General features: G+C 63.1%; 16 protein-coding genes and 1 pseudogene. 10 read left to right on the top strand and 7 right to left on the bottom strand.

The genetic code is table 11. The features are described 5' to 3' along the window. Positions 1-127: 127 nt before the first annotated feature. From secD to ACKAMS_RS12705, 5 genes are all read left to right on the top strand, one after another. A complete protein-coding gene (secD, locus tag ACKAMS_RS12725) occupies positions 128-1,849 on the top strand; it encodes a protein translocase subunit SecD (protein WP_408989105.1) in 1,722 nt (573 codons plus the stop codon). Next, positions 1,846-3,069 (top strand): protein translocase subunit SecF, encoded by a 1,224-nt coding sequence (gene secF / locus ACKAMS_RS12720; RefSeq protein WP_020969531.1) that lies wholly within the window; start codon positions 1,846-1,848, stop codon positions 3,067-3,069. Before secD ends, secF begins: the two co-directional genes overlap by 4 nt. Positions 3,070-3,071: 2 nt before the next feature. After that, positions 3,072-4,802, top strand: a complete 1,731-nt coding sequence (locus tag ACKAMS_RS12715; RefSeq protein ID WP_408989104.1) for an ABC transporter substrate-binding protein — start codon at positions 3,072-3,074, stop codon at positions 4,800-4,802. Next, a complete protein-coding gene (locus ACKAMS_RS12710) occupies positions 4,799-5,377 on the top strand; it encodes an adenine phosphoribosyltransferase (RefSeq protein WP_019748305.1) in 579 nt (192 codons plus the stop codon). Before ACKAMS_RS12715 ends, ACKAMS_RS12710 begins: the two co-directional genes overlap by 4 nt. A gap of 98 nt (positions 5,378-5,475) precedes the next feature. Continuing rightward, positions 5,476-7,887: a bifunctional (p)ppGpp synthetase/guanosine-3',5'-bis(diphosphate) 3'-pyrophosphohydrolase gene (locus ACKAMS_RS12705; protein WP_029255290.1), complete on the top strand. Its 2,412-nt coding sequence runs from the start codon at positions 5,476-5,478 to the stop codon at positions 7,885-7,887. Positions 7,888-7,940: 53 nt separating this feature from the next. On the opposite strand, the gene ACKAMS_RS12700 is transcribed toward ACKAMS_RS12705, so the two are convergent. Then, positions 7,941-8,753 carry a peptidylprolyl isomerase gene (locus ACKAMS_RS12700; protein WP_372448901.1) on the bottom strand — a complete coding sequence of 271 codons (813 nt, stop codon included), beginning with the start codon at positions 8,751-8,753 and terminating at the stop codon, positions 7,941-7,943. Next, on the bottom strand, positions 8,753-9,634 hold the full coding sequence (locus tag ACKAMS_RS12695; RefSeq protein ID WP_408989103.1) for a peptidylprolyl isomerase: 882 nt from the start codon (positions 9,632-9,634) through the stop codon (positions 8,753-8,755). The genes ACKAMS_RS12700 and ACKAMS_RS12695 overlap by 1 nt, the downstream gene beginning before the upstream one ends. Positions 9,635-9,828: 194 nt before the next feature. Here ACKAMS_RS12695 and ACKAMS_RS12690 point away from each other — a divergent pair, with 194 nt between their 5' ends. The 4 genes from ACKAMS_RS12690 (at position 9,829) to ACKAMS_RS12675 (ending at position 13,471) form a co-directional block, all read left to right on the top strand. Then, the gene (locus ACKAMS_RS12690) at positions 9,829-10,509 is read left to right on the top strand and encodes an MBL fold metallo-hydrolase (protein WP_408989102.1); all 681 of its coding nucleotides are present in this window, start codon (positions 9,829-9,831) and stop codon (positions 10,507-10,509) included. Between the two features lie 15 nt (positions 10,510-10,524). Next, positions 10,525-11,796, top strand: coding sequence for a histidine--tRNA ligase (hisS, locus tag ACKAMS_RS12685; protein ID WP_019748310.1), 1,272 nt, complete (start codon positions 10,525-10,527; stop codon positions 11,794-11,796). Beyond that, entirely contained in the window at positions 11,786-12,415 is a 630-nt protein-coding gene (locus ACKAMS_RS12680; protein ID WP_020969537.1) for a hypothetical protein, read from the top strand. Before hisS ends, ACKAMS_RS12680 begins: the two co-directional genes overlap by 11 nt. Positions 12,416-12,481: 66 nt before the next feature. Continuing rightward, positions 12,482-13,471 (top strand): malate dehydrogenase, encoded by a 990-nt coding sequence (locus tag ACKAMS_RS12675; protein ID WP_019748312.1) that lies wholly within the window; start codon positions 12,482-12,484, stop codon positions 13,469-13,471. Positions 13,472-13,504: 33 nt separating this feature from the next. Here the strand turns inward: ACKAMS_RS12675 and ACKAMS_RS12670 are convergent, their stop codons facing one another. Further along, positions 13,505-14,782: a hypothetical protein gene (locus ACKAMS_RS12670; RefSeq protein WP_408989101.1), complete on the bottom strand. Its 1,278-nt coding sequence runs from the start codon at positions 14,780-14,782 to the stop codon at positions 13,505-13,507. Further along, the gene (locus tag ACKAMS_RS12665; protein WP_080910859.1) at positions 14,779-15,108 is read right to left on the bottom strand and encodes a type VII secretion target; all 330 of its coding nucleotides are present in this window, start codon (positions 15,106-15,108) and stop codon (positions 14,779-14,781) included. Before ACKAMS_RS12665 ends, ACKAMS_RS12670 begins: the two co-directional genes overlap by 4 nt. Positions 15,109-15,282: 174 nt before the next feature. On the opposite strand from ACKAMS_RS12665, the gene otsB reads away from it, so the two are divergent. After that, on the top strand, positions 15,283-16,071 hold the full coding sequence (otsB, locus tag ACKAMS_RS12660; protein ID WP_408989100.1) for a trehalose-phosphatase: 789 nt from the start codon (positions 15,283-15,285) through the stop codon (positions 16,069-16,071). A gap of 9 nt (positions 16,072-16,080) precedes the next feature. Here otsB and ACKAMS_RS12655 read toward each other — a convergent pair whose 3' ends face one another. The 3 genes and pseudogenes from ACKAMS_RS12655 to ACKAMS_RS12645 form a co-directional block, all read right to left on the bottom strand. Beyond that, entirely contained in the window at positions 16,081-16,881 is an 801-nt protein-coding gene (locus ACKAMS_RS12655; protein WP_060938521.1) for an alpha/beta fold hydrolase, read from the bottom strand. A gap of 133 nt (positions 16,882-17,014) precedes the next feature. After that, positions 17,015-17,806, bottom strand: a complete 792-nt coding sequence (locus ACKAMS_RS12650; protein WP_019748317.1) for an ABC transporter permease — start codon at positions 17,804-17,806, stop codon at positions 17,015-17,017. Beyond that, positions 17,806-18,233 (bottom strand): annotated as a pseudogene (locus tag ACKAMS_RS12645) (ABC transporter ATP-binding protein); the annotation flags it as partial. The pseudogene ACKAMS_RS12645 and the gene ACKAMS_RS12650, both read right to left, overlap by 1 nt.

Below are 18,233 nucleotides of genomic sequence, written 5' to 3'. Positions count from 1 at the left end.
TTCACCAGCAGCTCAGTTCATCCCGTTGATCAATCGTTGCAGTCGAACGCCGCAGCTCGGGTGGTCGTCGACCGCCCGAGCCCTGCATTTACTGAAGCTCTGCACCTACTGAGGAGACTTAAAGATCGTGGCACCTTCCACCGGAACGGTGCATCCGGTCCGCTACCTGGCCCTTTTCGGGGTCCTGGTGGTGGCACTGTATGCCCTGGTGTTCTTCACTGGAGACAAGTCGGCCACGCCGAAACTCGGCATCGACCTGCAGGGTGGAACGCGCGTCACGTTGACCGCTCGTACCCCGGACGGCAGCGCTCCCAGTCAGGACAGTCTCAAGCAGGCTCAGGAAATCATCGAGACCCGCGTCAACGGTCTCGGCGTTTCCGGCTCCGAGGTCGTCGTCGACGGTGACAATCTCGTCATCACCGTTCCCGGCGACGACAGTGCGCAGGCTCGCTCGCTCGGCCAGACCGCCCGTCTGTACATCCGCCCGGTGACGGGTTCGATCGATGTCGCCACCCGTGACGCGAACCGGACAGCTACCCCTGAGGCGCCGGCGGCCGAAACTCCGGCCACTGATGCCCCGGCTCCCGAGGCGCCGGGCGACGGGACCCAGACGCCGCAGAACCGCCCGTTCCTGGCTCAGGACCCGACCACTCCGGAGGCAACCCCGGCGCCGGAGACGACAACACCGGCTCCCCCCGCGGACGCATCGAGTGACGGCACCGACGAAGGCGACGCAGCAGCAGCGGAAATCGCCGCAGCGCGCGCCCTCCGACAGAGCAGCGATCCGACGGTGCAGCAGCAAGCAGTGGCGAACCTCGACTGCTCCGTCGCGGATCCGCTCCGTGGAAACGACGACCCGACTCTTCCGCTGGTCGCGTGCTCGCAAGACGGACTGAACATCTATCTTCTCGGTCCTTCGATCATCGACGGCCAGGAGATTGCCGACGCGTCTTCGGTCTTCAACTCGCAGCAGTCGCGCCACGAGATCAGCCTCTCGTTCAAGACGACCGGCAGCAACACCTGGGCCGAGTTCACCTCAGCCAACATCGGCAAGCAGGCAGCGTTCACGCTCGACTCGAAGGTCGTCAGCGCTCCCACGATTCAAGGTGCAACGCCTGCGGGTAGCGCGACCTCGATCACGGGCAGTTTCACTGCGGAGAGCGCCAAAGAACTTGCCAACACTCTGAAGTACGGTTCGCTTCCGCTCTCGTTCGCAGCCTCCGAGGCCGAGACGGTCTCGGCAACGCTCGGCCTGGCCTCACTTCAGGCGGCATTGATTGCCGGCGCGGTCGGTCTCGTTCTCGTTCTGCTGTACTGCCTCGTCTACTACCGGATGCTCGGCGTCCTGACGGCGTTGTCGCTGATCCTCTCCGGAGTCATGGTCTACGCGATCATGGTTCTGCTCGGTAGATACATCGGCTTCACACTCGACTTGGCCGGCATGGCTGGTCTGATCATCGGTATCGGTATGACCGCCGACTCGTTCGTCGTGTTCTTCGAACGCATCAAGGACGAAATGCGTGAGGGCCGTAGCTTCCGCTCCGCGGTGCCACGCGGTTGGGCGCGAGCCCGCCGAACAATTCTGTCCGGCAACGCGGTGAGCTTCATCGCCGCTGCAGTTCTGTACGTGCTGGCGGTCGGACAGGTGCGAGGCTTCGCCTTCACCTTGGGTCTGACCACCATTCTCGACGTGATTGTCGTGTTCCTCGTGACGTGGCCACTGGTCAGCATGGCGTCCCGTTCGGCGTTCTGGTCCAAGCCCAGCGTCAACGGTCTCGGCGCAGTGCAAGAGGTTGCCCGCGAACGTAAGGTTGCCGCCGCTGCGTCGGCTAAGGAGACACGAGCATGAGCGAGTCCAACAACTCCCCGGTGGGGTCCAACAACAGTTCCTCGGCCGAGTCCGCCGATGCCGCAGCCCGGTCGGAGATCACCGACTCCGGCGTCGATCAGGGCGCGATGCCCAAGCACAGTTGGCTCTCGCGGCTGTACACGGGTACGGGTGCGTTCGAGGTCGTCGGTAGGCGTCGCTTCTACTACGGACTGACCGGCGCTCTGGTCGCCATTGCGCTGCTGAGCATCATCCTTCGCGGCTTCACCTTCGGTATCGATTTCGAGGGCGGATCGCGCATTCAGTTCCCGGCCGACGGTGGAGTCGAGACGTCGGAGGTGGAAACCGTCTACTCCGACACACTCGGGTTCGAGCCGGTCAGCGTGCAGACGGTCGGCTCGGGTGCCAGCGCCACCGTACAGATTCGGTCGGAGACGTTGAACGCGACGCAGATCAACGATCTTCAGTCGGCTCTCTTCGACGAGTTCCAGCCCAAGGACAAGAACGGGAACCCGTCTGCGCAAGCCATCAGTTTTGCGGACGTGAGTGAAACCTGGGGTGGCCAGATCACCAAGAAGGCGCTGATCGCGCTGATTGTGTTCCTGGTGATCGTGAGTATCTACATCGCCATCCGCTTCGAGCGGGACATGGCGGTAGCTGCGATCGTTGCGTTGTTCTTCGACATCATCGTCACTGCCGGCGTCTACTCGCTCGTCGGTTTCGAGGTGACGCCCGCGACGGTGATCGGTTTGCTCACCATTCTCGGTTTCTCGCTGTACGACACAGTGGTGGTGTTCGACAAGGTCGAAGAGAACACACGCGGTGTTCTGCATCTGACGCGCCGGACGTACGGCGAGCAGGCCAACCTCGCGGTGAATCAGACCTTGATGCGATCGATCAACACGACCGTCATCAGTGTGCTCCCGGTGATCGCTCTGATGGTTGTCGCGGTCTGGATGCTCGGCGTCGGCACACTCAAGGACCTTGCGCTCGTTCAGCTCGTCGGCATCATCGTGGGTGCGTACTCCTCGATCTTCTTCGCGACGCCGCTCCTGGTGTCGATGAAGGAACGCTGGGGACCCGTTGCCGCGCACACTCGTAAGGTGCTCTCGCGCCGGGCTACGCTGGCCGAGAAGGGTACGCAGACGGTTGCCGTCGGCGCGCCCGTTGCACGCCGTGCGCCGGTTGCTCCGCAGCCGGGTGTGCGGCCGACCGGAAAGCGAAACAAGAAGGGGCACTGAACATGCTCCCAAGAACACGCACACTGGTTCGATCGATGACGTTCGTTGCGGCCACCGCTGTGGCTGCCGGTTCGTTGGCGGCCTGCTCGGAAAGCGCCGAGCAGGTTCCGTCCATCGGATATGCCATCGACAACTCCATCTCCACGTACAACGCCAACACGACAGCTGGATCGGTGTCCGGGGCGATGGCCGCGTTCGGCCGGGTGCTTCCCGGCTTCACGTTCACCGGTCCGGCCGGTGCTCCTGTGTCGGACACCGACATCGGCACGGCGTCGGAGTTGCCCGGTGACGTGCTCACGGTCTCGTACAAGCTCAATCCGGCGTCGGTGTACTCCGACGGGATTCCGATGTCCTGTGACGATCTGGTCCTCACCTGGGCGGCGTCGAGTGGCAAGTTCACCAAAGACGTCGATGGTGCTGCGAAGCCCATGTTCGACACGGCGAACAATCTCGGTTACGCGGACATCGACCGGATCGACTGCCAGAGCGGGTCGAAGGACGCGACTGTCTTCTTCAAGCCCGGGCGATCGTTCACCGATTGGCGGTCGTTGTTCGGTGCGACTGCATTGATGCCTTCACACATCGTGACGCAGCGCGCCGGAGTCGGCGACGTGGTGAGCGCGGTGAATGCCGGTGACACCGACGCGTTGTCGAAGATCGCCGACTTCTGGAACACCGGGTGGAACCTGACTCCAGGTCAGGTGGACACCTCCGTACTGCCTTCCGCTGGTCCGTATCGAATCGACTCGTACAGCGCCGACGACGGCCTGGTGCTGGTCGCGAACGAGCGGTGGTGGGGCAACAAGCCGGCGACCGATCGCATCGTCGTCTGGCCACGTGGTGTGAATCTGACCGAAGATCTCGACAAGAACTCGATCGAGGTCGTCGACGTCGCTTCCGGGTCGGCCGGCGAGCTCGGTACTCCGTCCGGGTTCGACGTCCAACAGATTCCGTCGCGGTCGATCGAGCAGTTCGTTCTCGCGACGTCTGGTTCGCTGGGCGACGAAGCCGCCCGTCGAGCGTTCGCGCATTGTGTTCCGCGGACAACTCTGTTCGAGAAGTTCGGGCAGACGGATAACGCGCCGCAGGCTGGTCTGGGTTCCGGCGTGGTCGATTCGCGACTGATGGCGCCGGATTCACTCGTGTACAGCGACGCCGCTGCGGTCGACGGTGACCGGTACGCCAATACCGACGTCGATGCCGCGAAGACGTCGTTGTCGGAAGCCGATCTCGACCAGTTGACCGTCCGGGTCGGGTACCTCGCACCGGACCCGGTGCGGGCGCAGATCGTCGCTGAAGCGAAAGCCGCGTGTGCTCCGGCGGGAATTACGATCGAGGACGCGAGTACCGACAGCTTCGATCCTGCGAGTCTGCAGTCCGGGGGAGTCGACGCTGTGCTTTCCGGCATGGCAGGCAAAGTCGGGGCAGGCGGAACAGCGAGCATGATCGACGCGCGCGGAGCGTTGCGATCGGGCAACGGCGCAAACCTCGGTGCGTACGGAAATGCACGGATCGATCAGATCATCGATCAGTTGAACGTGGATGCGAGCACCAGTGCGCAATTGGGACTCTCGGTGGAGGCGGAGAACATCCTGTGGACCCAGGTGCCTACGATTCCACTGTTCAATCAACTACGAACTGTCGCTGTAGCTCCAGGCATGTCGGCGGTGTTGGTCAATCCGACTCGGGCCGCTACCGGCTGGAACATGGACAGATGGGTATTACGCAGATGAGCGTCTCGAATGGTGTTGCCTTGCACACGCCTGAAGAATTGATCGCAATCCACCGGGCTGCCGGAGACGCCGTTGTTCGGCTGACCCGTTGGGCGGACAACTTTCCCGGGCCCGGGGTTCGGTTCGCCGATCTGACTCCGGTGTTCGCCGACGCCGAGGGGTTCGGGGCCGTGCTCGACGCCCTTGTCGCCTGTGCTCCGGACGCCGACACGATTGCCGCCGTCGATGCTCGCGGGTTCCTGCTCGGTGCCGGCGCGGCTGCGAAGATGGGTGCTGGGGTGGTGGCCGTGCGGAAGGTCGGCAAACTGCCGCCGCCGGTACTCTCTCGTTCGTACAGCCTCGAGTACGGATCTTCGACGCTCGAGATTCCTGCAAACGGCTTCGATCTCACCGGGCGGAATGTTCTGGTGATCGACGACGTTCTGGCTACCGGAGGGACACTCGAGGCGGCTGTACAGTTGGTTGAGTTGGGTGGAGCGAACGTCGTCGGCGTCGCAGTGGTGCTCGAGATCGAGGAACTGCGCGGTCGAGATCGCTTCTTGAAGTACCCACTGACATCCCTGGTGAAGGTCTGAGTATTAAAGTTGTCTCCTGGGGGTCGAGTTAGACCTCCAGGGCAATTACCCGATGCAGGGCGGTTGCCTCAACCAACTCGGTGGTAGGAGGTGGCGACATGACGTCGAATCTTGATCGATCACAGAACTCGGGTGCAGTGTCGCAGGAGACGGGTGCAGATCCGGCTCCGGAGACGACACCATCGAAGTCCGCGGTGCCCGACGATTCGGGATCTGCGCAAACTGCCGGCAATCGGGGTGGGCAGAACCTGGCCGTGCCCGCTTCCGCCTCCCGTAGGGTGCGCGCTCGGCTTGCTCGGCGCATCACCGGTCAGCGCAACGCCACCATCCGCCCGGTGCTCGAGCCGTTGGTCAGCCTCCACCGTGAGCTGTATCCGAAGGCCGACCTCGCGCTGCTCCAGCGTGCGTACGACGTCGCCGAGGACAGACATTCGAGCCAGCGTCGCAAGTCCGGCGATCCGTACATCACGCATCCGTTGGCCGTCGCAAGCATTCTGGCCGAGTTGGGTATGGACACCACCACCCTCGTCGCAGCCCTGCTGCACGACACCGTCGAGGACACCGGGTACTCACTCGAAGAGTTGACCAAGGACTTCGGTGACGAGGTCGCTCACCTCGTCGACGGAGTCACCAAACTCGACAAGGTCGTTCTGGGCACCGCCGCCGAGGGCGAAACCATCCGCAAGATGATCATCGCGATGGCGCGGGACCCGCGCGTGCTCGTGATCAAGGTTGCGGATCGTCTGCACAACATGCGCACGATGCGATTCCTGCCGCCCGAAAAGCAAGCACGTAAGGCGCGAGAGACTCTCGAAGTCATTGCGCCACTTGCACATCGACTTGGAATGGCGACCGTCAAGTGGGAACTCGAGGATCTCTCGTTCGCTATCCTGCACCCGAAGAAGTATGACGAGATCGTTCGACTGGTCGCCGATCGCGCGCCTTCTCGTGACACCTATCTGGCCAAGGTTCGCGCCGAGATCAACTCGACTCTGTCCGCCTCGCGGATCAACGCCATCGTCGAAGGCCGGCCCAAGCATTACTGGTCGATCTATCAGAAGATGATCGTCAAGGGCCGCGATTTCGACGACATCCATGATCTGGTCGGCGTCCGCATCCTGTGTGAAGAAGTGCGTGACTGTTACGCCGCGGTCGGCGTTGTCCACTCACTGTGGCAGCCGATGGCCGGACGCTTCAAGGACTACATCGCACAGCCGCGCTACGGCGTCTACCAGTCACTGCACACCACCGTCGTGGGACCGGAAGGCAAGCCCCTGGAGGTCCAGATCCGGACCCAGGACATGCACCGGACCGCGGAGTTCGGTATCGCCGCGCACTGGCGGTACAAGGAGACCAAGGGCAAGCACGCGGGCGACATCGCCGAGGTCGACGACATGGCGTGGATGCGTCAGCTACTCGACTGGCAACGTGAAGCGGCCGATCCGGGGGAGTTCCTCGAATCGTTGCGTTACGACCTCGCGGTCAAGGAGATCTTCGTCTTCACGCCGAAGGGTGACGTGATCACGTTGCCTGCCGGATCGACTCCCGTCGATTTCGCGTATGCGGTGCACACCGAGGTCGGGCACCGATGCATCGGTGCCAGGGTCAACGGTCGGTTGGTCGCGCTGGAGCGAACTCTCGAAAACGGCGAAGTGGTGGAGGTCTTCACGTCGAAGGCTGCCACCGCCGGGCCGAGCCGAGATTGGCAGACGTTTGTCGTCTCGCCGCGTGCCAAGGCGAAGATCCGGCAGTGGTTCGCGAAGGAACGCCGCGAGGAGGCGCTCGAGTCCGGCAAGGATCAGATCGCGAAGGAAGTCCGCCGCGTGGGACTTCCGTTGCAGCGGTTGATGAATGCCGAATCGATGAGCACGATCGCGCATGAACTTCGCTATCCCGACGTCTCGGCGTTGTACACGGCGGTAGGCGAGAGCCAGGTGTCGGCGCACCACGTCGTGCAGCGACTGGTTGCTCATCTGGGCGGCGTCGGCGCCGTCGAAGAGGAACTGGCCGAGCGTTCGACGCCGTCGACCATGCCGGTGCGCACCCGCAGTACGGGTGACTCCGGAATTCTGGTTCCCGGAGCACCCGGCACGGTGGCAAAACTCGCAAAGTGTTGCACGCCGGTTCCGGGCGATTCGATTCTGGGCTTCGTCACGCGCGGTGGGGCGGTGAGCGTGCACCGTACCGACTGCACCAACGCCAACTCGCTCCACGATCAGTCCGAGCGAATCATCGACGTCGAATGGGCGCCCTCAGCGACGTCGGTGTTCCTGGTCGCGATCCAGATCGAGGCGCTCGATCGTCATCGGTTGCTTTCCGACGTCACCAAGGCGTTGGCCGACGAGAAGGTGAACATCCTGTCGGCCTCGGTCACCACCTCAGGTGACCGAGTGGCGATCAGCAAGTTCACCTTCGAGATGGGCGACCCGAAGCACTTGGGTCATGTGCTCAACGTGGTTCGCAATGTGGAAGGCGTCTACGACGTCTACCGCGTGACCTCTGCTTCGTAAACTGCTGTGCGCCTTTATTAACCGCGGGCGGTTAATAAAGGCGCACAGCAGGGTTAGGCGACTACTGCAGTCTCGATGGTGATCGGGGTGTTGGGTGCGCCGCCACCGGTTGCGCCCATGCCTCCGTCGTCGCCGTCGGCTGCGATCTTCTCGATCGTCGCCAGGCCGGCGTCGTCGATCTTTCCGAAGACCGTGTAGTTGGGCGGCAAGACCGAATCCTCGTAGACGAGGAAGAACTGGCTGCCGTTGCTGCCCGGTGCACCCGAGTTGGCCATTGCGAGCGTGCCGCGAGGGTAGACGGCAGGCAAGGAGAGCGCCGGATCGTTAGCGGAGTACGCAGTGGTCGGGTACTCGTTGTCGAATCCGTAGCCCGGTCCGCCCGTGCCCTTGCCCGACGGATCGCCGCACTGCAGGATCTGAAGGCCGGGTGTGGTGACCAGTCGATGGCACGGGGTGTCGTCGAAATACTTCTGCTCGGTCAAGCTCACGATGCTGTTGACCGTGCATGGGGCTTCTGCCCTGTTCAGCTCCATCCCGATCGGGCCGGCCGTGGTCGTGAGCGCGACGTTGACGGTTCCCTCGGTGGACACACCCGTGGAGTTCGGCGGATTGACGGTTTTGGCTGCACCCGCCGCGCTCGGGTACGAGCAGTCGACGGTCGCCGCCGCCGGAGTCGGGACAGGCGGGAGTGCGTCGAACTGTGACATGTCGAGCGGCGGCATGGCAGCCGTTGTCGTCTTCGCCTTGGAGGTACTGGACGGCGAGTCCGAGCTACCCGAATCACTGGAACAACCAGCCAGAAGCAGCGCCGCGGCGCTCGCAGCGGCAATGACTACAGGAAAGCGCATCACGGGATTGCGTCGCATCAGTCGAGCCTTACTGTCTTGATGTCGGTGGTCAGATTCGGCTTGCCGTCGCCCTCTGGCGTCGATCCGCCGGCCGCGACCTTGTCCAAAGTGGCGAGCCCGGTTTCGTCGATCGTGCCGAAAACCGTGTACTGCGGCGGGAGTTGTGAGTCGCCGTAGACGAGGAAGAACTGGCTGCCGTTGCTACCGGGTGCCCCGGTGTTGGCCATCGCAACCGTGCCGCGCGCGTAGGTGACGGGCTCTTGCGCTGCCGGGTCGGTGGTGGCGTAGGCCGAGGTGGGGAACTCGTTGTCGAATCCGTAACCTGGTCCGCCGGTGCCGGTGCCCGATGGGTCACCGCACTGCAGAACCTGGAGCGAGGGGCTCGTCGTCATACGGTGGCAGGTGGTGTCGTTGAAGTAGTCCTGCTGCGCCAAGCTCACGAAGCTGTTGACCGTGCACGGAGACTTTGTTCCGTCGAGCGTGAGCCCGATGTTTCCCTGCGAGGTCTCGACGCTGATGCTCGGCGTCGCGTCGGGCGCGGTGGTGGGGATGCCGTCGGTACGAGGCGGATTGTTGGCCTTGGAGGCGGTAGCGCCGTCAGCCGGGTACGAGCAGGACACGGTGTCGGCGAGCGGCGTCGACAGTCCGGCAGGCATGGCACCCGCAGTCTGTGGCGTGAGGCTCGAGTCGTCGGCAGCGGTGTTGGTGGTGTTCGCGTCGTCGTCACTGCGGTTGCTCAGCCAGATGAGTCCACCGACGACACCGACCACGACAACCACGCCGAGCGCGGTTCCGGCAATCGTCATCTGCTTGCGCTTGCGGGCACGTTCTGCGCGGCGTTCGAGCTGACGCTCGAGCTTGCGTTTCGCCGCCTCGCGGCGTTGCTCGTTACTCGGCACTGCTGTAGTCCTCCGTATCGCGGGTGGATCGTGGTCGGCCGGCCGAGCGACACCCTGGGGTCGGCTTCGGCAAGCGGCTCTACTCGTCGTCAGAGTCTCCCATTGCAACCTGAGAACTTACTGGCGGGGCAGCAGCTTAGGCTGTAACCGACACCGTGTTGTTCGTTTCCACCCTTCGAAGAGGAGTTGCCCCCGTGCTCGTCACTGGTTTTCCGGCCGGGATGTTCCAAACCAACTGCTACATACTCGCCCAGGACGACGCGTGCGAATGTGTGGTCGTCGATCCAGGGCAGGACGCGGCCGAGCCGCTCTTCGAATATCTCGACTCCAAAGACATGACGGTCAACGCGGTCCTGTTGACACACGGCCATCTCGATCACGTGTGGTCGGCCCGCGAGGTCTGTGAGCGGTACTCCGTGCCCGCGTACATCCATCCCGAGGATCGCTACATGCTCAGCGATCCGGCACGAGGGATCGGCCCGACGATGAAGGAATTCATTCAGGGCATGACGTTCGTGGAGCCGGACGAGGTGATCGAACTGAGTGACGGAGACAAGATCACCGAGGCCGGAATGACGTTCGTCGTGGACCACACGCCCGGGCACACGCAGGGATCGGTGGTGTTCCGCACCCAGGCGAACACCGAGAGCGGGCCCGTGGACTTGGCGTTCACAGGTGACACCCTGTTCCAGGGTTCCATCGGGCGCAGCGACCTGCCAGGCGGAAATCACGAGCAGTTGCTCGCTTCGATCGCCCGGAAGCTACTGGTACTCGGTGACGAGACCGTGGTCCTGCCCGGGCACGGTGGCAACAGTTCGATCGGCGCCGAGCGAAGCTCGAACCCGTTTCTCGTTGGACTCAGCGCACAAGAATAAGGAAAAGTACCTCTCGTGAGTAAAGCCAGCACCTTCTCTGCACCCAAGGGAATTCCGGACTACGTTCCGCCGCAGTCAGCCGAATTCGTCGCCGTTCGTGACGGTTTGACGCGCGCCGCCAGGTTGGCCGGGTACGGCCACATCGAATTGCCGATCTTCGAGGACACCGGCCTGTTCGCGCGCGGTGTCGGCGAGTCGACCGACGTCGTCAGCAAAGAGATGTACACGTTCGCCGATCGCGGTGACCGTTCGGTGACGTTGCGTCCCGAGGGAACCGCCGGTGTCATGCGTGCCGTCATCGAGCACAGCCTCGATCGTGGACAGTTGCCGGTCAAGGTCAGCTACGCGGGCCCGTTCTTCCGCTACGAGCGCCCGCAGGCCGGTCGCTACCGCCAGTTGCAGCAGGTCGGCGTCGAGGCCATCGGGATCGACGACCCCGCGCTCGACGCTGAGGTCATCGCGATCGCTGACGCCGGATTCCGGTCGTTGGGGCTCGACGGCTTCCGCCTCGAAATCACCTCTCTCGGCGATGACACCTGCCGACCGCAGTACCGCGAACTGCTGCAGGAGTTTCTCTTTGCACTTCCGCTCGACGAAGACACACGGCGACGCGCCGAGATCAACCCGCTTCGGGTGCTCGACGACAAGCGCCCAGATGTACGCGAGATGACGGCCGGCGCACCGCTCATGCTCGATCACCTCTCGGAGAGCTGCAAGGCGCACTTCGACGAGGTACTAGCGCACCTCGACGCCTTGGGAGTTCCCTACGTCGTCAACCCGCGCATGGTCCGCGGCCTCGACTACTACACCAAGACGACCTTCGAATTCGTGCACGACGGACTGGGCGCGCAGTCCGGAATCGGTGGTGGTGGTCGTTACGACGGACTGATGGAACAGCTGGGCGGACAGCCGCTCTCGGGGATCGGGTTCGGAATCGGCGTCGACCGCACGGTTCTCGCGCTCGAGGCCGAGGGTAAGTCGGTTGCGCCACCGGCACGTGTCGACGTCTTCTGTGTACCGATGGGAGCCGAGGCGAAGGCGGCACTGGTGAAGATCGCACACCAGTTGCGTGCCAATGGGATTCGCGTCGACCTGGCGTACGGAAATCGTGGCGTCAAGGGCTCGATGAAAGCGGCCGATCGCTCGGGCGCCGCAGTCGCGTTGGTTCTCGGCGAGCGCGAGCTCGAAGAGGGCGTTGTCGTTGTCAAACAATTGGCGACGGGTGAGCAGGAGACGGTGCCGCTCGACCAAGTTGTCGACAAGCTCGGGGATCTCGTTGAGCACTGAGGCTGAACCGGTTTCGCTCGATCTGGTTCCCGTGGCGTTGATCGCGCCGCGGCTGAAGAAGTTCGCCGTTGTTGTGGTGGTCTTCGGTGTGGTCGTCGGGTTGATCGTCAGTGTGTTCTCGACGGTGACGGTCGGAGTGATCGTCGGTGCCGTCATCGCGGTTCCGACGTCACTGGCGATTCTGATGACGCTGCGCCGGCATATCACCCTGTATGGCAACAGGATTCGAGCACAAGCTGGTTTTCGCACCAACGACGTCGACGTGGCCGAGGTGCTCACGGCGGCGTTGACGGTGCGATCCGGCCGGATCAGCGAGGTCAGCCTGACACTCGGTGACGGTCGGTCCACCGTGCGAATACCGCTGGCGCTCTACACGGCAGGGGGCGGGCGCGAGTTGGAGATCCTTGCACTCCGCAAGCTCGCCGACGCCCTGGCGGCCAGTGAGTTGGTACCGGCTGCCGCGTTGTCCTCGGTGCTGATCGAACAGTTGCGTGCCGAAGCCCGCGGCGCCGGACTGGCCGAGCGTCCGCTCTACCGCGCCGTCGAACTCGTGACGGCGGAGGGACGAGTGCCGAGAACCACACTGACAGACCACGAAGTGGCCGGATTACTCGACTAGCGTGGAAACCGTTCTTACAGCGTTGTAGAACGGACAGTCGTGAAAACGGCAGGTGAGGAGTCGGCAATGAGTATTGCGCCCGTAACCGTCACGGTGACCGGAGCGTCGGGTCAGATCGCCTACGGCATGCTTTTCCGCATAGCTGCGGGGGAGATGCTCGGCGCTGACGTACCGATCAAACTTCGACTGCTCGAGATTCCCGCCGCCGTGTCCGCTGCCGAAGGCGTAGCGATGGAGCTCGAAGACGGCGCATTTCCCTTGCTGAGCTCCATCGACATCACCGACGATCCCGATGTCGCCTTCTCCGGCGCGAACGTCGGGATGCTGGTCGGTGCACGTCCGCGGAGCAAGGGGATGGAGCGCGCCGACTTGCTGAGCGCGAACGGCGCTATTTTCACAGCGCATGGGAAGGCGATCAACAACAACGCAGCCTCGGACGTCAAGGTGCTGGTCGTCGGAAACCCGGCCAACACCAACGCTCTCATCGCGATGAACAACGCGCCGGATGTACCCGATACTCGGTTCAGTGCGCTGACGCGCCTCGACCACAACCGAGCGATTGCGCAGGTGGTGAAGAAGACCGGCGTTCGTGCGTCGTCGGTGCGCAAGGTTTCCGTCTGGGGAAACCATTCGGCGACGCAGTACCCGGACCTGTCCCACGCGACCGTCGCGGGTGAGCCTGCGCTCGCGGTGATCAACGACCGAGACTGGGTGGAGAACGATTTCATCCCGACTGTGCAGGTACGAGGCACCGCTATCATTGCTGCGCGTGGATCGTCCTCTGCGGCAAGTGCGGCCAGCGCGTCGATCGACCACGTCCGTGACTGGGTGATCGGAACGGCCGAAGACGACTGGGTATCCATGGCCGTCTGTTCGGACGGTTCCTACGGGGTGCCCGAAGGATTGATCTCGTCCTTCCCGGTGACCTGTGCCGATGGTGAATTCGCTATCGTTCCGGATCTCGCGATCGACGACTTCTCACGCGAACGGATTGACCTGTCCGTCAGCGAATTGGAGCAGGAGCGTGCGGCGGTACGGGAGTTGGGCTTCGTTTGAGGTTGTAATGCCGCCCCGGCCGGGGAGTCCCGATCAGAGATCTCGGAACAGGTACTGATCGGGATTCTCGGCACCGAGCACGGGCGGTGACACCATCGGTAGATCGTCGACCATCGAGTTTTCGTCACCGGCGCTGACGAGATACCCCGGAGTCGTGCGTGACGACTCGTCGTCCCGCGTTCCGCGAGGACCGCCGCCCATCATGCCGCCCGGCGATATGCCGCTACTGCCGACCGCCGAAGATGGTGCACCCAGGTCGGGCGTTGCTACCGGAACCGGTTGAACTGCAGCAACTCCCGCTGCGCCTCTCATCGTTCCACCGGTAGTGCCGCTTCCGCCCACCCATGCTCCGCCGGAGCTCGCTGTGGCACTGGGCGACGGCGACCCGCCGGCTGCGAGTGACGTCGACGAATTGCCTGCGCCCCACAGCTTGTCGACGCCGGTCGGAAGTCCGGCGCCTGCCTGCGCTGCCGAGGTCCGAACGGCGTCGGCGCCTGAGTGGGTGGAGAACGGTGCGTCGCCGGCATCGGTCGATCCAGACAGCGGCGATGCCGACACGGCTGATGCCGCCAGAGGTTGGGCGATCTGACGGGCGGCGTCGGCGAGCGCCTCCGGAGTGGCAAGGTTGGCGAGAGCCTCACCGATCGGTGGAGTCGGCACGGGGATCGACCCGGCAAGGGCGTTCATGGCAGCGGTGTGCCCGAGCATTTCCCCGCGAGTCTGCGTCACCGCCGCGACGGCTGCCTGCATGTGTTCGGCTGCGGAGGCAATCAGCATCGCCTGTCCTGGTGGTGTCCACGCGATCGGTGCAGCAGCTGCAACCGTGGTCGCGAAGGACTGCGCGATCGCCGCGAGATTCGCGTTGCCTCGCTGCACCGATTCCGCGGCGGCAGCAGCGGTTTTCGATATCGCGGTTCCGCGTTCGCTCAATTCTGCGCCGCTGTTCTGGGCGGATCGCGACAGTTCGGTCGCGGCTTCACTGCCGGTGCTGTTCCAGGTCTGGCCCACCTCGGCGACCGCGCTTTGGGACAATCCCATGGCTTGGTCGATGAGAGTGGACGCCTGGTTGAAGATGCCGACGGGATCGGTGCCGGCAAAAGTGCCGGTGCCGAGGCTCTTCCCGAGTTCGATCAACGGCGCGAACAGATCTTCGATTCCGGGTAATGCCGGAACCGGTATGCCGGCGAGCATCGATTCGACCGTGTTGTTCGGCAATGCCGGGGCCGGAGCACCACCTTGAAGGAATTCGAGGACCGTCGTCGAGTCGTCTTCGGTGTTCATGCGATCGGTGTCGACGCGATCGCTGTTCACGCGGTCACGTCCGTCGATCCAGCGATGCCGGCCAGATCTGACGCGGTTGAAAGATCTGTGGTGTCGTAGGCCTGAGCGGCTGCACTCGCCGTTGCTGCGTTGCCGGCGTAGAAGGTCGCCAGTGCTGCAACATCTTTGGTGTGAGTTGCCTGGGCGCGCGCGAATGCCTCGAGAAACTCGATGCCGACAGGACCGACGGCTGGTGCGACTGCCGCGATGTTGGCGCCCAGATCGACGGCGGCGGCCTGCGCGATGTGTCCTGCAGCTTCGGCCGACGTCGAGCCGTACTTTCGGATGTCGTCAGTGACGACAGTCAATTCGCTCATCATTACCCCCCCAGTTGGTAAGCGTCGTGAGAACTGTATCGGAGAGAAGCGGCGCCGGAGGGGAGTGGACACGGCTCACCCTGCGCTTTCCGGACAACCTGGACGAAGTGGCAGAGATTACATTCTGATCCGGTGTTGGTTATGCGGGTGCGATCGATTTGGCACACTCGAACCATGCGAACCGCTTCGGACGTCATCCTCCGACTCACGTCCGATCCAGCTCGGTGTGGGCTGGTGATGGATTTCGACGGCGTGCTTGCACCTATCGTCGACGATCCGTCGGCCAGTGCGCTCCTGCCCGGTGCCGAGGAGGTGCTCGCGACTTTGTCGAGGCACTTCGGCGTGGTGGGCTTGCTCTCGGGACGGCCGGCGTCGTTCTTGCGAGAACGACTGAGTCTGGATTCGGTTGTTCTCATGGGTTCCTACGGCGTCGAGACCTGGACGGAGAACGGAATCGAAGTGCTTCCGGCCGTCGCTGCGTTCAGTGATGCCGTCGCCGAAGCAGAAGCCGAACTGCGTCGCCTGTTCGACTCTCAGTCAGTTCCTGGCATCCACGTCGAGAGCAAAGGCCTTGCGGTGGCTGTGCATTGGCGTCGGGCCGCGGATCGAGCGGTTGCGCAGCGCCTGGTGGAAGCAGCGACGACAGAAATCGCGAGCCGGACCGGGTTGCGGCGTGAGCCCGGCAAGTTGGTCGAAGAATTGCGTCCACCCGTTGAGGAGGACAAGGGGACAGGCCTCCTTCGCGCGATCGCCACCGCAGGCGTCGACGTCGTCGCGTACGCGGGCGACGACCGGGGTGACCTACCTGCCTTTGCTGCTGTCCTTGCCTCGGGTGGAGAAGCGTTGGTGGTCAAGGGCGATGACATTGCACCGGAAGTGGCTGCTCTCGACGGCGTCCAGTTCGACGGCCCGCCGGCATTCCTCGATTGGATGAAAGAGCTTGCCGCGCACCTGGAACGCTGACACGTGAGGTCAGTCTGCCAAGAACTCGACCAGTGCGCGGTTGACCTCTTCCGGATTGTCCTGTGTGCATTGATGTCCGACGCCGGTGATCACCACCCGGCGAGTCAGGTCCGGTAGTTGATCGCTCAGGGCGTCGTAGATTCGATCGAGTTGGCGCGGCATGTCGACCTCTCCCCGCATCAGGAGGGTCTCCTTTCGGGGTGCCGTATCCACCGGGCAGAGTGACGCGAACCCGCTTGTTCCCAGATCCAGCCAGGTCTGCCGTCCGGCGGCCAGCATGCAGTCTGCAACGTATCTGCGAGTTGCGGGATTTCGACTCGACCACCGGCCACTGTAAAAGGCAAAGGGACCCCACGGAATCCGTCGATACAAATGCGTGCCGATTTTGATTGCCGAGGCAGCGGCTCCACTCATTTCCCGGTGCTGGCCAGGGCTGCCGATCATGACGAGCTTGTCTACTCGATTCGCATGACGATGGGTGAACTCCTGCGCGATGTTTCCGCCGAACGAGTGTCCGACGATGCTTGCGCGATCGATTCCGAGCGAGTCGAGCATGACCTTCACGTCGTCGATCACAGTGTCGAGAGTGGCGCGGTGGCCTTCCTCGAGAATCGACAGCCCTTGACCGCGTAGGTCGGGCAGCACCAGGGAATAGGCGCCCGCGAGTTCCGCGACCTGGTCGTCGAACATTCGATGATCAACTCCGGCGCCATGCAGGAAGACGATGCATTTCCGATCGAGCGCCGGCGTGCGCCACACACGCATTTCGGTGCCCGGAGTGGAAATAGTCTGGGTTGTCAGAGTCTGCATCGCTGTCCGTTGCCTCAGTTCGTTGCCGAATCAGATGGAAGCGAGCCTACCCTAACTTCTATGGACCGCGGTTGTGGCAACAAGAAACTGGCCGCACCGGAACATCTCCGGTACGACCAGTCTTGGTGTTAGGTCAGGCGTCGCGCTTGTTGACGACGGCGATGCTGATTCCGAAAACCACCAGCACAAATGCTGCGAAGTAGAACAGGCTTCCCCAAGGGCCCCAATGGAAATTGGTGCTCGAACCCGAAGAGAGGAAGTGGTCGGCGTTGGCGAACGGGAGGAACGGTGTGACGTTTCTACCGAAGGATCCGAACATGCCGAACAGGCTCTCGATGAGCAGCGGCCAGAGCAGGAGCAATGCAATAGCGCCAGCAGATTGCCGGAGGAGTGCTCCGACGGCGATGGCAAGGACAACGCAGAGGAAGGCGAAGATCGGTACGCCGTAGACGGCGCGCCAGGCATCGGCGTTGTCGAGTGCCAGATTGGTGGAACCTTCAGAGCCTGCAGCAGCTTTGGTGATGAATACCGCGCCGAGCATGAGAACGAAGGACAGCGCCGCGCCGAAGGCGCCGATCAGGCCGGCTTTGGCGATCAGGACCGAAGCCCGGCTCGGGATGGCCTGGAAGGTGGTGCGGATGATGCCGAAGCGGTATTCGCTGGTAATCGCGAGGGCAGCCATGATCATCAGGACCATGACGCCGAAGCCGGAAACTCCTAGTCCCGCTTCATTGAACGTGGGGAGGAACTTCTCGAAATCAGGAGTTCCTGATGCGGCTTCGTCGTTGTACGCCTGAATGCTCGAACTCGACGAACGCCCGATCATCCAGGCGACGCCCAACCCTAGGACGATGATTGTGATCGTGCACCACAGCGGTGACTTGGTCGTGGTGATCTTGATACGTTCAGCACTGAGAACAGCCATTACAGTGCACCTCCCATAGCGTGCTGTGTGTTTGTGTGGTGGGCTCCGGCACCCGGATCGATACCGGATGCGTGGTACTGGACATCGTCTCCGGTCAACTTCATGAACGCGTCCTCGAGCGATCCCTGCACAGACGCCAACTCGTGCAACACGATTCCCTGCGAACCAGCCAGACCGCCGATCACGTCAGTCGTCGAATCCACGACCACCAACACCGCCTCCGATCCTGAATGCTCCTCGCGGACAGTCAGTCCGTGGGCAGTCAATGCGGCATGGAGAGCGTCCAATTGTGGGCTGCGCACGCGCACCGTCGACTCCGACGAGCGATCCACGAACTCCGCGACCGTCGAATCCGAAATCAACCGACCCCGACCGATCACCACCAACTGCTCCGCCGTCAACGCCATCTCCGAGAGAAGGTGACTCG

The organism is Rhodococcus sp. 5A-K4 (assembly GCF_046097995.1).
GTDB classification, from domain to species: Bacteria; Actinomycetota; Actinomycetes; order Mycobacteriales; family Mycobacteriaceae; genus Rhodococcus_F; species Rhodococcus_F erythropolis.
Note: the sequence above shows the minus strand (reverse complement) of the source record. Positions and strands in the feature narration are given on the sequence as shown.